The sequence below is a fragment of the Roseivirga sp. genome, assembly GCF_049099775.1.
Taxonomy (GTDB): domain Bacteria; phylum Bacteroidota; class Bacteroidia; order Cytophagales; family Cyclobacteriaceae; genus Roseivirga.
Genome location: NZ_JAGDZM010000007.1, coordinates 314,267 through 328,526, shown reverse-complemented (window position 1 = coordinate 328,526; position 14,260 = coordinate 314,267). Strand labels below are relative to the sequence as shown.

The following is a 14,260-nucleotide window of genomic DNA, read 5'->3' as shown; positions in this document are numbered from 1 at the left end:
TCCTTTTATCAATGGTTGTGCCAATTGGTTTTCGCTGACATTTGGTGACACATTGGCAGAAATGAGCGCTGGTGAGTAAAACATGTCTGACACATGTTATATTTGCAGCTTATAATTGAATAACCATTGCGACTTTTCTACTATTTAGTCATTAAGCCCATTTCACTACTCCCTTGGCCAGTGATCTATGGCATTTCTAACCTCTTATATATTGTCGGTTATAAGATAATCAGACATAGAGTTGATGTTGTAAAGCAAAATTTAGCCAACTCCTTCCCCGATAAATCTCCTAGTGAGTTAAAACAACTTCAGAATGATTTCTATCGCCATTTCTGCGATATCATGCTGGAAAGCTTCAAAATATTTAGCATCAGTCAAAAAGAAGCAAATGAACGATTTGTAGCCTTGAACCCTCAAATACTAAAACCCTTCCATGATAAAGGGCAAAGTGTTATTCTAGTGGGAGGTCATTACAATAACTGGGAAATGCTAGCCGTAGGGTTAGACTATTATATAGACCACCAAAGTGTTGCTATTTATCATCGCATGAAGAACAAATTCATGAATGATAAGGCACTGAAATCCAGAGGTAAGTACGGTTTAAAAATGATTTCTCGCCAAGAAGTGAAAGAATTCTTTGCAGAATCAAAAGACCTGACCATTACCATTTTTGGTGCTGATCAATCGCCGAGCATTGCTAAGAAAGTATATTGGACAAACTTCTTGAATCAAGAAACTGCTGTAATGTTTGGGGTAGAGAAATTTGCAAAAGAAAAGAATCTACCCGTCATTTTTGGAGGAATTACCAAAGTAAAACGGGGCCATTACGAGTTCAAAATGGAGGTTCTTATCGAAGATCCTAGTCAATATGCTCATGGTGAAATTACAGAAGCCCATACCAAACGATTAGAGAAACAAATCCTAGAAGACCCTCAATATTGGCTTTGGTCTCATAAACGATGGAAGCGAAAAAGGAAGTCGGAAGACGCTTAGTGTTTCTTTCCAAAACAGGCATCTGTTCCATTTAGAAACACAGTACAAAAGCGCGATAACAGTAAATATCTTATTATCAATTAGTTACATGATTGGCACAAGCCTTGGCTACTGACTAGCCAAACGAGAAAATCATGAAAAACTTAAAGATATACATCGCCGCTTTATTACTAATCATTACAAATCAATTTGCAATTGCTCAGGTCAAGGGAAATGGTCAACCTGAAATGAGGGCATTCGATATGAAGAATATCGAAAAGATTGTTTTCAATGTAACAGTGGATGCTGAAATAGATATGTCGGTTTCAGATGAGCTATTCGTTAGTGTAGATAATAACCTATTCGATCATATGGTCATTAAGCAAAAAGGCAATACGCTATACATTGATCAAAAAGATTGGATATCCCCTTCAGAAAATATCAAAGTAATATTTGGAGCCCAAGGACTTAAAAAACTCAAAAACACGGCATGGGGTCATATTAGATTAATCAATGTTGATCAAGGCGCTTTCGATGCCCAAATGAACGTAGGTACTTTGCAAATGGTAGGCAAACTGAAAGAAATCACGGTTTCTACTAACTCGGGGAAGGTCGACCTCAGTAAGCTACAAGCCGATAAAGCCAAAGCCACAATTAACGGGAATGGACGCATAACGCTGAATGCAAACGAGATTGATTATAAAGGAGAAAGCTTTGGTCAGTTAATCTACTTAGGTTCACCGAAGCTAAATGCCAAATCGACAAATGCTGATTTCAATGTGACATCATACGAGCAGTTTCAAAAACAAGCAAGCGTAGCAGTAGAATTTGTTGATGTGAAACTCAAAAACAACACCTTGAGAAGACGCAACATCAAATTTCAAGGCCCTATTGAAAAACCATTCGGATATGGCGCACCTATCGGCCCGAAAGCGGTGAAAAATGAAACACTACCTGTCGGAACAAGAATTTATCAAGAAAATGCCCTTGGAAAAGACAAGCTACTCGTTACCATTACTAAAGCCAATGCCGGAAAGGTTGTGAAACTGTTTAAAGACTAGATAAAAGTCATACGCATTATTTAAAACCATTTGCCAAGAGCGTGAATGGTTTTTTTATGCCTTTACATTCCATATTCTACCTGACGCCAATCATCAATAGAAATGGCCTAAAAAAGGCGAACTGTTTCTAAAGCTGGGTTTGAATAATTAAATTCAGATTTCAGGAATATGTTAAAGAGCGCAAAATCAAAATTAGACTTCAGGCATGTAATCATTGCCTTAATTCTTTTTACAAGTCTTGTAGTTTTAAAATCTTGTCAAAAGAAAGCGCAGAACGATTCTAAAAACATTTCTGAAGACGAGGCTTTAACTGAATCTGCCTACATACCAGAAGTTGTTGATTTCAACATTCATGTAAAACCGCTCCTTTCTGATAGATGCTTTGCCTGCCATGGACCGGACGCTAACAAAAGAGATTCTGGGTTCAGACTCGACACTGAAGAGGGTGCTTATGCAGCCTTAAAAGATAGAACAGACGTTTTTGGTATCGTACCAGGAGATGTTTCGCAATCTGAGGTAATCAAAAGAATAACATCCGAAGACCCAGACCTTATGATGCCACCACCGGCATCGAACCTCGCACTGTCGGAAACCGAAAAAGAAATTCTTGCGAAGTGGGTAGAACAAGGAGCAAAATGGAAAAAGCATTGGTCTTTTATTCCAGTGGTAGCTCAAGACCTACCTGATAGTAATGACTGGACTCAGAATGAAGTCGATCATTGGGTAGCTCAAAAGTTCGAAGAAAAAGGCTTCACCCCTGCTAAAAAAGCATCGAAAGAAAGGCTTTTACGTCGAGCCAGCTTCGACTTAACCGGACTACCACCAAGCGACGATCTTCGAAGATCGTTTTTGGCCGACAATTCGGAGGAGGCCTTCGAAAAAGCCGTGGACCAACTGATGGGCACTCCAGCGTACGGAGAACACATGGCATCGGCGTGGCTCGACTTGGCGCGCTATTCGGACACACACGGATACCAAGATGACCTTGAGCGCATTATGTGGCCGTGGAGAGATTGGGTAATCAAGGCTTTTAATGAAAACATGTCGTATAAGACTTTTGTAACGTGGCAACTTGCTGGTGACTTGTTACCAAACCCTTCAAAAGAGCAAATACTAGCAACCGCTTTCAATAGAAATCATAAAATAACCCAGGAAGGCGGGGTAATTCAAGAAGAATATCGAGTAGAATATGTTACTGATCGCGTGAACACCTTTGGTAAAGCTTTCATGGGGCTTACACTAGAATGTGCCAAATGCCACGATCACAAATACGACCCCATTTCGCAAAAAGAGTTTTTCAGTGTTTATTCTTTCTTTAACTCCATTCCGGAAAAAGGCAGAATTGATTATGGCGAAATACCAGCGCCAAAAATCAAAATCACTGATAAAGATTTGAAAGGTGTACTGAAATTCGTGAACACCAAAAACTTTAAAGGCGACGATCTGAGTGTAATGGTGATGAAAGATTCGGTAAAACCCAGACCAACTTTCGTTTTAAATAGAGGACAATATGACGCTCAGGGCGAGCGTGTTTACCCAACTACGCCAGAAGCCGTAAATGCTTTCGGCAATGAACTTTCTAAAGACAGAATGGGCTTAGCGAAATGGCTCTTCGACGAAAAGAACCCACTTACTGCTCGTGTTACTGTCAATAGAGTTTGGCAAGCCTTTTTTGGTACCGGTTTAGTCAATACACCTGCAGATTTCGGCAACCAAGGCAGCCTACCTTCTCATCCAGAATTGTTAGATTATTTGGCCTATGAATTCATGAAGTCGGACTGGAACATGCAGGCACTTCAGAAGAAAATATTGCTTTCTGCCACCTATCAGCAAAGTTCTAAAGTAACACCCGAACTGCTTGAAAGTGACCCTGAAAACAAATGGCTTACGCGCGGACCACGCTACAGAATGTCGTTTGAAATGATTCGAGACAATGTACTTGCAGTAAGCGGTTTATTGAATAAAGAAGTCGGTGGACCTAGTGTAAAACCCTATCAACCCGAAGGCCTTTGGGCTGAAACAACTTCAGGTGTCGGCTTAACGAAATACATTCCTGATGATGGTGATGCCTTGTACAGACGGAGTCTTTATACTTTCTGGAAGCGAACAGTGCCACCTCCTGCCATGATTACTTTCGATGCGGCATCACGAGATTTGTGTGAAGTTGACCGTCAAAAAACGAATACCCCACTTCAGGCCTTGGTAATGATGAATGATCCTCAAGTGTTAGAAGCCTCGAGAGTTTTGGCTTACAATGCCATCGGCCAGAAAGAGAGTAATACAGAACGCATAGACTATGTCTTTGAAAAAATTCTAGGCCGATCGCCATCTGATGAAGAACAAAGGATTTTGAGTGAGTTTTTAACAGAGGAACTTAGTCGATTTAAAGCATCCCCCGAAAACACTGAAGCTTATTTAAACGTGGGTAATTACCCACAAGAAATAGAATCTGCCGAAGCAGCGGCATATATGTCTGTAATTAACACCATTTTCAATTTAGACGAGGCTATATCTAAAACTTAAGATGCATAAAGAAGAGCAAGATTTTCATTATAACATGAACAGGCGGCACTTTCTATCGAAAGCAAGTCTTGGATTGGGTGGCTTGGGTTTAGCGTCGCTACTCTCCCCCAAAAATCTGTTTGGTGGATCAAGAACTCCAGGTCCTGAAGATTTTAGGCACATAGCGCCAAAGGCTAAAAGGGTGATTTATCTATTCCAAAGCGGTGGCCCTTCTCAGCTAGAACTTTTCGATTATAAACCGACTCTTAGGCAAATGAATGGCGAAGAACTGCCAGAATCTGTTCGAAATGGACAACGCTTAACGGGTATGACTTCAGGGCAAAAGAACTTTCCCCTAGCCGGATCAATTTTTGACTTCAAACAGTATGGGCAAAGCCGTGCTTGGGTGAGTGACATTATGCCCTATACTTCGAAAGTGGTCGATGACCTCTGCTTTATTAAGAGTGTTCATACAGAAGCTATTAATCACGACCCAGCGATCACTTTCTTTCAAACCGGATCGCAACAGCCCGGCCGACCGAGTATGGGGTCTTGGCTGAGTTATGGTTTGGGGAGTGACAATGATAATTTACCGGCCTTTTCGGTGCTATTATCGCGTGGTAGCGGACGGCCGCAAGGTCAACCGCTTTATTCAAGATTGTGGGGAAATGGTTTCTTAAATTCGGTACATCAAGGAGTGCAATTCCGTTCTGGAAAAGACCCCGTACTCTACTTAAAAGACCCCAAAGGTATGTCTAAGATGGATCGCCGCAGTATGCTCGACCATTTATCTCAATTGAATTCAATACATTCTGCTGAATTTGGCGATCCTGAAATCAACGCCAGAATAGCACAATATGAGCTGGCATACCGTATGCAGACTTCGGTGCCTGAAACTATGGATATTTCGAAAGAGCCAGACCATATCTACAGAATGTATGGTGCAGACGTGGCACAGCCGGGCACCTTTGCAGCAAATTGCCTTTTGGCTAGGCGTTTAGCAGAACGTGATGTACGCTTTATTCAATTGTATCATATGGGTTGGGATCAGCACGAAAACCTGCCCGGTGCTATTGAAAAGCAAGCAAAAGACGTAGACCAAGCATCGGCAGCACTGATTCTTGATTTGAAACAACGGGGTATGCTAGATGATACTTTGGTGATTTGGGGTGGCGAATTCGGTCGAACTAATTACTCACAAGGCGCACTTACTGAAACTAATTATGGAAGAGATCATCACCCAAGATGTTTTACCATTTGGATGGCAGGCGGTGGTGTAAAACCGGGTATTTCTTATGGCGAAACAGATGATTTTGGATACAATATTGCCAAAGACCCAGTTCATGTACATGATTTTCAAGCAACTATGCTTCACTTATTGGGTATCGATCACGAAAAACTAACCTATAAATATCAGGGAAGAAGGTTCAGGCTGACAGATGTTGGTGGTAGAATCATTCATGATATTCTTGCATAAGATGATGAACAGAAGGGCTTTTGTACAACGATCTTTGACAGCGGCAGCGGGTATTGCGACTATGCCTACTTTGATTGTTCCCAACCGTACGGATGACTTGATTTTAGGCCATAACTCGCATCGTTATACCATTGACACTAATTGGGGGAAACTTAATCCAAAACAATACCCTGTTAAAGACTGCCACGAAATGGTGCAAGACTCCCAAGGCAGAATCCTCTTATTAACCAACGAAACAAAAAACAATGTGCTCGTGTACGATAAATCGGGCAAGCTCCTGAAATCGTGGGGCACAGAATACCCTGGCGCTCATGGATTGACACTTTCGAAAGAAAATGGAGAGGATTTTCTCTTTATCTCTGATAACAACAGACACCAGGTGATAAAGACTACGATAGATGGTAAGGTAGTCATGACCCTAGATTACCCTAAAGAATCGGGTCACTATGAAAAACCAGAACAGTATGTACCCACTGAAGTGGCTATAGGGCCAAATGGGGATATTTATGTGGCTGATGGTTATGGTGAACAGTGGATCACCCAATACGATCATGGAGGAAAATTCATCCGTTCATTTGGTGGAAGAGGTAATAGCGAGGAAAACCTTCAAAATGCACATGGTATTTGTTTGGATACTAGAAACGCAGCAAACCCTACACTGATTATATCCGCACGCGAGCAAAACGCTTTTAAGAAATACACGCTATCAGGAGAATACTTGGAAACTATCCCCCTACCCGGCGCCTATGTGTGCAGGCCCGTTATTAAAGGGGACTATCTGTATGCCGCAGTTTTAAAATCGAGAGCTTATGGTGACGATCCTTCGGGCTTTGTTACCATTCTGGACAAAGAGAATAAAGTGGTCTCCAATCTGGCAGGAAGCGACCCTACTTATTCCGGAGGAAAGCCAGACGAGTTGTATCAAACGATGAAAGTGTTCCTATACCCTCATGATGTATGCGTAGATGATGACGAAAACCTATATGTTGCCCAATGGAATTCAGGGCACATTTACCCCTATAAACTGAATAGGATATGAAAAGAATATTGATGCTTGTTATGTTATGTTCAGGATTCCTATTGACCGGACAAGAGTATCAGTTGGCAAAGCCATTAGTGAAAGTTGAGGGAGAAAGCTTCTTTGAAAATAGTGCTATCGTTCGCTGTGAATTCGATTTAAAGGGAGCTGTGATTCGCTACACATTAGATGATAGTGAGCCTAATCAAAGATCAAAACGCTACAAAAAGCCACTAACAATCAAAAAATCTACAACGATCAAAGTAAAAACATTCAAAAATGGTTTTCAGGCTTCGAAAACTGTTCGTCTGGACCTTTTCAAAATGACGGCTCCACTAGCCTCAATCAAACTTAGCCCTGAACCTAGCGGTACCTATATGGCCGAAGGAGCCAAAACATTGAATGACCAAAAGGCAGGCTCCTTCAACTTTCGGGACGGTCGTTGGGTAGGTTACAACAAGGGACCCATCACGATAGATATTGATTTAGGCAAGATCGTTGAAAAAGAAAAGATTGTATTGAATACCCTTGTAAGTCCAGACTCGTGGATCATGAGGCCTGAATACCTCAGCTATACACATTCACTTGATGGGAAAAAATTTGAACAGGAAACCAGAATTGGGATGATTGGGATGATCTCTAGTGAAACAGCCTACAAGACGTTCTGGCGTTTGATTATGGATGGACCTTACAGGTATGTGCGCATCACAATTAGCCCCCTCTCTTCCATTCCAGACTGGCATCCTGGCAAAGGCCAACCAGGTTGGTTGTTTATTGATGAAATATTTATTCAGCAATGAGCTTAAAAAAAGGACTAAATATCTCTCTTTTGGCTGGCAATGCCCTACTAAGTTTACTCTACTTAGTACCATTTGCTGAACCTCCCGTCTTTTTCCAATTTGTAGGACGTTTACACCCATTATTGCTTCATTTTCCTTTAGTATTGCTGCTGGTGGCCTTCATCTTCGAGATTTATGGCAAAAGAAAACCCAACTGGAAAGAGCCTGCTGAATTTCTATTGATTGCTGGTGCTGCTACTGCCTATGTCAGTGCATTGGCTGGCTTCCTACTATCCTCAGGTGCCAACTACTCGGGGCAAACCTTCGAACTACATAAATGGCTGGGACTGACCATGTCTTGGTTAGCGACTATCATTTACACGGGTAAAAGTTATTTGGCCTCCAAAAATTACTATCTACCATTGTTTGGTGTCGCCTGTTTAGTAATCATCGTAACAGGACATTATGGCGCTTCGCTCACTCATGGCGAAAGCTTTCTTACCGAAGTTTTCGATGAAGAAAAGGTAATGACATTAGAACCTACCGCACCAGTATTTGCACAAGTCGTACAACCTTTATTGAAGTCGAAATGTGAGAGTTGTCACAATCCTAATAAGCTAAAAGGATCATTGTCACTTGCCTCGAGAGATGATATGCTAAAAGGTGGGGAAACTGGGGCAATTTTTATTCCGGGTGATTTAGAAAACAGCATTTTAATCAGTCACTTATTGCTTCCTTCAGAAGATAAAAAACATATGCCACCGAAAGGAAAACCTCAAATGACCAATGAGGAAGTAAAAATGCTTTCATGGTGGGTAGAAAACGGCGCTTCTTTCGAACAATTAGTCAATGAGGTGCCTGCCGATGATGCTATACAAGCGACCCTGGCCAGCTATTTCGCCCCTGAAGAGGAAATAGACATTGATTATGTGTCCGCTAACGAAATCGCTGAACTCAACACAACCAAAATCAGTGTAAAGCAGATTGAGGAAGACAAGCCTTATCTAGAGGTTTATATTGGTCAGCATGACTCGCTCAGCGTAACTGAAATGAAATCTCTTCGCGGAATTAGAGCGCAAATTTACACGCTCGATTTAGGGAGTAGCAATGTTGATAAAGCGATTCTAAAAGAGGTAGCCAAATACGAAAACCTCAATAGGCTTTACCTAGATAATACCGAAGTCGACGATGATATGATAAGTGCCATCAAAAAGCTAAACAACCTAGATTATTTAAACCTTTACGGCACTAAAGTTTCGAAAAAAGGTGCCGGTCAAATGTTGAAACTCGATAACCTTTCGAAAATTTTCCTTTGGAAATCTGCCGTTACCGAGGAAGATGTTGAAACGCTTCAAATAGATTTTCCTGATATTGCTATTAATGGTGGCCTCTCCACTGATTCGGACTTTACAAAAGCCGAACTCAATGCCCCTCAGATGGTATATGAATCGACCTTCTTTAGCGATGAAATGATCATAGAAGTGCCATATAGCTTATCCGAAACAGAAATTTACTATCAATTAGGTAGTGAAGATCCACAGTTATTGAAAACCAAAGAAATTCGACTTACAAGAAGTACTAAGCTTTCTGTATTCGCTAAAAAAGAAGGATGGGAAGACAGTCCGCGAACTGAACAGGCCTTTATTAAAGTAAAACCCAATTCGCTCGCGGCTAAATCACTACAGTTCGGACCGAAAAGGTCTTATAAGGCAAAAGGAATCGAAACGCTTTTCGATTTAACCAAAGGCAGTGAGAATTTCCGCGATGGCCAATGGCTTGGCTTTAATGGTGACGACATGGTTGCCAATGTTACGTTGAGCGAAAAAAGAACACTTGAGTCAGTATTTATCAGCACAATGGATGATACAGGTTCGTGGATTTTCCCTCCTACCGCCCTCGAAGTATGGGGAGGCACTGAGGCAAACGGCTTAGTAAAACTTCAAACGCTCGAAATAACACCGCCTGAAGGACCAGGACCAAAACATATGCTGATCCATCAGCTAGCGTTTCCTGCTAAAGAAATAAAGTACCTAAGGGTAATCGCCAAAAACTATGGAAATTTGCCCGAATGGCATCCTGGAAAAGACACGCCAGCTTGGCTCTTCATTGATGAAATTGCATTTCAGTAGGCATTAGTAGTTCCCTATTTCATTTGTTATTGAAGAAACGATTATCATCATTCAATCGCATTTTTTAGCTATTTTTGCAGCTCAAATTGGTTGCAATGAGTTTAGCGCAGGAGATAGATAAAAGAAGAACTTTCGGTATAATAAGTCACCCTGATGCGGGTAAGACTACTTTAACAGAGAAGTTGCTTCTTTTTGGGGGAGCCATTCAAAAAGCCGGAGCGGTAAAGTCGAACAAGATCGACATGCATGCACGATCGGATTGGATGGATATTGAGAAGCAAAGAGGTATTTCCGTTGCTACTTCCGTAATGGCTTTCGAATATGAAGGCAAAAGAATCAACCTTCTGGATACACCGGGTCACCAAGATTTTGCAGAAGACACTTACCGAACTTTAACGGCTGTGGATTCCGTGATCATGGTCATTGACTGTGTAAAGGGCGTTGAGATTCAAACTGAAAAACTTATGGAGGTTTGCCGAATGCGTAAAACGCCTGTGATCTCCTTTATCAATAAACTAGACCGCGAAGGACAAGATCCTTACGATCTATTGGATGAAATCGAAGGTAAACTGGGCATTAATGTTCACCCTTTAAGCTGGCCTATCGGTATGGGCAAGAGCTTTCAAGGAGTTTATAGCCTTTACGACAAAAGCTTAAGGTTATTTAAAGCCAAACAGCAGCAACTTCATGAAGAGGCAACCAAATTAGAAGACTTAAACGACCCAAGATTAGAAGAATATATTGGCGAAACACATGCTGCACAACTTCGCGAAGATGCCGAGATGCTATTGGACTTATATGGCCCTCTCGATGTGGATGCCTATCTCAGAGGTGACGTTGCCCCTGTTTTCTTTGGTTCTGCGGTAAATAATTTTGGTGTTAAAGAGTTACTCGATGCCTTCCTTGAAATCTCTCCGCGACCGATCGCTAGAATGATGGATGAGCGTGAAATTGTGCCGGATCATAAGGCCTTTACAGGCTTTGTTTTCAAGATACACGCCAATATGGATCCTAAACACAGGAACCGAATCGCCTTCCTCAGAATTTGTTCTGGGAAGTTCGAACGTGGGTCTAATTATTACCATACACGTCAAGACAAGAAATTTAGAATCTCTCAAGCGACCGCTTTTATGGCGCAAGACAAAGAGACGATTGATGAGGCTTACCCTGGCGACATCATCGGTTTATATGATACTGGGAACTTCAAAATAGGTGATACACTCACTGATGGTGAAAACGGTGTATACCGAGGTATTCCGAGCTTCTCTCCTGAAATATTCAGGGAAGTGATCAATAAGGATGCGATGAAGACCAAGCAGCTTGAAAAGGGGCTTAAGCAACTTATGGATGAAGGTGTAGCGCAGCTTTTCAATTTCGAATTAGGAAGCAGAAAGGCTGTAGGCGTTGTTGGTCAACTGCAATTCGAAGTTATCCAACACAGGCTTAAACATGAGTATGGTGCTACAGTAGAATTTGTGGGTATGCAACTTTTCAAGGCCTGCTGGATTTCGTCTAACGACGAGAAAAAGCTAGATGAATTCATTCGTTCTAAACAACGACATATTGCCCGTGACAAGGATGGGAAACTTGTTTTCATGGCTGAATCCAAAGCATGGTTGCAGATGGTTCAAGACAACTTCCCAGATATTGAATTCCACTTTACAAGCGAGTTTTAATGGAAAAGATTGTTCAACCACTATATGAAGACAATCACTTGCTGATTGTCAACAAACCTGCCGGAATTCTTATTCAAGGAGATTCTACTGGAGATAAACCGCTTGTAGAGCACTGCAAAGATTACATCAAAGAGAAGTACAAAAAACCAGGAGCCGTTTTTCTTCATCCTGTTCATCGATTAGATCGGCCCGTAAGTGGCGTGATTGTTTTTGCCCGAACTTCGAAGGCGCTGGAGCGAATGAATAAGATATTTGCCAGCCGGAAAGTTCAAAAAACTTATTGGGCGATTGTGAAAAAGCATCCCCCTCAGAAGAAAGGGAAATTAGTCAGTTGGCTAGTAAAAGATACCAAACGAAATGTTACGACCGCTTATGCTGAGCCTGTAGAAGGTGGACTAAAAGCGGAAACGAATTTCAAATGGATGGGGAAGCTAAATAACCACCATTTAATAGAAGTTGAACCTTTGACGGGAAGACCGCATCAGATTCGAGTTCATCTTGCGGAAATGGGCTCTCCTATTCGTGGTGACTTGCGTTATGGGTTTTCGAAACCAAACCCTGACAAAAGCATCAATCTGCATGCACGCCGATTATATTTTGAGCACCCTGTAAAGAAAGAACCACTAATTATAACCGCAGGACTACCAACTGATCAGTTTTGGGAGCAATTTCTTACGCTTGACGATATAAAAGTAAAAGATAAGTACGTCGATAAAATGTACTAGAGGCAACTCCTTTTTAGTTGAATTAATAGCCAAATCCATGAAAAAGACGCTTCGAATTGTCAGTATTATATTCCTCAGCTTGATTATCATTCTATTTGTTGGCTATGTGGTATTAAATGAAAAATTACCTGAAGGTGAGATTTCGCCAGAAGCAGATTCCCTTGCTGAAAAAATGACCAATGCCTTGAATATGGAGGCTTGGGAGCTTACAGAAAAAATCAGTTGGACTTTTAGGGGAACGCATTCATATGAATGGGATAAGGCTGCCGATGTGGTAAAAGTAAGGTGGGATGATTATGAAGTTATTCTCAACACCAGAACCGAATCAGGCTTAGTTGTTAGCAGTAAGAATGAATATTCTGCCGACCAATTCGATGCTCTAATTGAAACTGCGTATAACTTCTTCAATAATGATAGCTTTTGGCTTTATGCTCCTTTTAAAGTATTTGATCCTGGAGTTGAAAGAAGCATCATAACGCTCAAAGATGGTAGCCAGGCTTTAAAAGTAACTTATACCACTGGCGGTAGTACACCGGGCGATTCTTATCTCTGGATTTTAGGAGAAGACTACAAGCCAGTCGCGATTAAAATGTGGGCATCTATTCTACCCATCGGCGGAATGGAATTCACCTGGGAAAACTACCTTACCCTACCCACGGGCGTTATGATTGCACAGGATCATTTCCTTTATGGTTCAATGAATGTAGCATTGACATATATAAAGTGATGAATTACTGATATGACGTAATTTGACGTAGAGCTGTTTAGGGCTAGATGTGGTTTAAATAATGATAGATGTTATTATTGAAACATGAATCGTCTCAAAGATATAAGAATAACCAAAGGGCTTTCACAAGAAGGCTTAGCCACCATCTCTGGTGTCAGTCTCAGAACAATTCAGAGAATAGAGAATGAAGAGGCAGAACCTAGAATTCAAACCCTGCAAACCCTGGCTAAATCATTAGAAGTTGAGATCGAACTTCTTACAAAAGTACCCTCTGGAGTAAGTTCAAATTTTAATGACAAAATTCCACATAAGAAGTACGCTTTGATTAATGGGATTGCCTATCTGATATTTCCTATTTCTGCGATGATCATCAGTTGGATCACCTACAAGACTCAAGAAAACAATGAGGTGAAAAAGTACTTTTCCAGTCTGATCGGTTTGGACATCATTGCATTTACAATAAACATAATGATTCCGCAATTTTTTAAACTCGAAGGCTGGTCTGGAGGGTTAGAGATTGCTATTATCCTACATGTAGCGTTCTTTTTACTTATTCTTGGATCAGGGTTTATCCTTAGAAAATCTACAGCTATAAAAGCATAAAAAAACCCTGACGAAGCAAGCTTATCAGGGTTTCTATATTTCCAAACTTTTTATATTAGTCACCTTGCCTTAGATGAGAATTCATTCCTCGCGGTAATACAAGAAATTGAAGGGTATCAAAACAATACATTGAATGAATCAGGTTCCGCATACGAAAGTATGAGCTCAACTAATTCAGATCTCACTCAGATTCTGAGACCAATGATTGATAATGGACAAGTGATTCACAATGAAATGAAAGAGATAATCTACAATTCAGAATTTTACCTAGAAATGACTAATAGTGAGCAAATTGAGATGGTGTCAGAAATAGACAACCTGAATAACGAACAGCTAGTACAACTTTCGTTAGCATTAAGCATTAGTTATTATGCAGAATCTGGAGCAGTATCAGACATCGATTGGGAAAGAATCTTACACTGTGCAGCTACAGCAGTGGGTATAAGCTCAATAAAAGAAATACTTAAGAATAATATTGCAGCCGCCAAAGTTGAAACTATGATCGGGGCTCTAAAGCATATTGGCAAAAGATACCTCGGCTGGATAGGAGTTGGTTTGATGATTTACGAATTTGTTCAATGTGTTTATTAA

The 14,260-nt window shown here is 41.0% G+C and carries 12 protein-coding genes; all 12 read left to right on the top strand.

The features are described from left to right. The first annotated feature begins 126 nt into the window (after positions 1-126). The 12 genes from JXQ92_RS12505 to JXQ92_RS12450 all read left to right on the top strand — a co-directional run bounded on the left by JXQ92_RS12505 (position 127) and on the right by JXQ92_RS12450 (position 14,260). The gene (locus JXQ92_RS12505; RefSeq protein WP_421986957.1) at positions 127-993 is read left to right on the top strand and encodes a lysophospholipid acyltransferase family protein; all 867 of its coding nucleotides are present in this window, start codon (positions 127-129) and stop codon (positions 991-993) included. A gap of 134 nt (positions 994-1,127) precedes the next feature. After that, positions 1,128-2,033, top strand: a complete 906-nt coding sequence (locus JXQ92_RS12500) for a GIN domain-containing protein (RefSeq protein ID WP_421986956.1) — start codon at positions 1,128-1,130, stop codon at positions 2,031-2,033. 168 nt (positions 2,034-2,201) lie between these two features. Further along, on the top strand, positions 2,202-4,556 hold the full coding sequence (locus JXQ92_RS12495) for a PSD1 and planctomycete cytochrome C domain-containing protein (RefSeq protein ID WP_421986955.1): 2,355 nt from the start codon (positions 2,202-2,204) through the stop codon (positions 4,554-4,556). A 1-nt stretch (position 4,557) separates the two neighbouring features. After that, positions 4,558-6,012: a DUF1501 domain-containing protein gene (locus JXQ92_RS12490; protein ID WP_421986954.1), complete on the top strand. Its 1,455-nt coding sequence runs from the start codon at positions 4,558-4,560 to the stop codon at positions 6,010-6,012. Next, complete coding sequence (locus JXQ92_RS12485; protein ID WP_421986953.1) at positions 5,996-7,051, top strand: 6-bladed beta-propeller; 1,056 nt, start codon at positions 5,996-5,998, stop codon at positions 7,049-7,051. Before JXQ92_RS12490 ends, JXQ92_RS12485 begins: the two co-directional genes overlap by 17 nt. Further along, positions 7,048-7,830, top strand: coding sequence for an FN3 associated domain-containing protein (locus JXQ92_RS12480; RefSeq protein WP_421986952.1), 783 nt, complete (start codon positions 7,048-7,050; stop codon positions 7,828-7,830). The genes JXQ92_RS12485 and JXQ92_RS12480 overlap by 4 nt, the downstream gene beginning before the upstream one ends. Beyond that, entirely contained in the window at positions 7,827-9,938 is a 2,112-nt protein-coding gene (locus JXQ92_RS12475) for a c-type cytochrome domain-containing protein (protein WP_421986951.1), read from the top strand. The genes JXQ92_RS12480 and JXQ92_RS12475 overlap by 4 nt, the downstream gene beginning before the upstream one ends. Before the next feature lie 95 nt (positions 9,939-10,033). After that, positions 10,034-11,614 (top strand): peptide chain release factor 3, encoded by a 1,581-nt coding sequence (locus JXQ92_RS12470; protein ID WP_421986950.1) that lies wholly within the window; start codon positions 10,034-10,036, stop codon positions 11,612-11,614. After that, positions 11,614-12,339, top strand: a complete 726-nt coding sequence (locus JXQ92_RS12465; protein WP_421986949.1) for an RluA family pseudouridine synthase — start codon at positions 11,614-11,616, stop codon at positions 12,337-12,339. The genes JXQ92_RS12470 and JXQ92_RS12465 overlap by 1 nt, the downstream gene beginning before the upstream one ends. A 37-nt stretch (positions 12,340-12,376) precedes the next feature. Next, positions 12,377-13,066, top strand: coding sequence for a hypothetical protein (locus tag JXQ92_RS12460; protein WP_421986948.1), 690 nt, complete (start codon positions 12,377-12,379; stop codon positions 13,064-13,066). Between the two features lie 84 nt (positions 13,067-13,150). Next, positions 13,151-13,669: a helix-turn-helix domain-containing protein gene (locus tag JXQ92_RS12455; RefSeq protein ID WP_421986947.1), complete on the top strand. Its 519-nt coding sequence runs from the start codon at positions 13,151-13,153 to the stop codon at positions 13,667-13,669. A 159-nt stretch (positions 13,670-13,828) separates the two neighbouring features. Beyond that, complete coding sequence (locus JXQ92_RS12450) at positions 13,829-14,260, top strand: hypothetical protein (RefSeq protein WP_421986946.1); 432 nt, start codon at positions 13,829-13,831, stop codon at positions 14,258-14,260.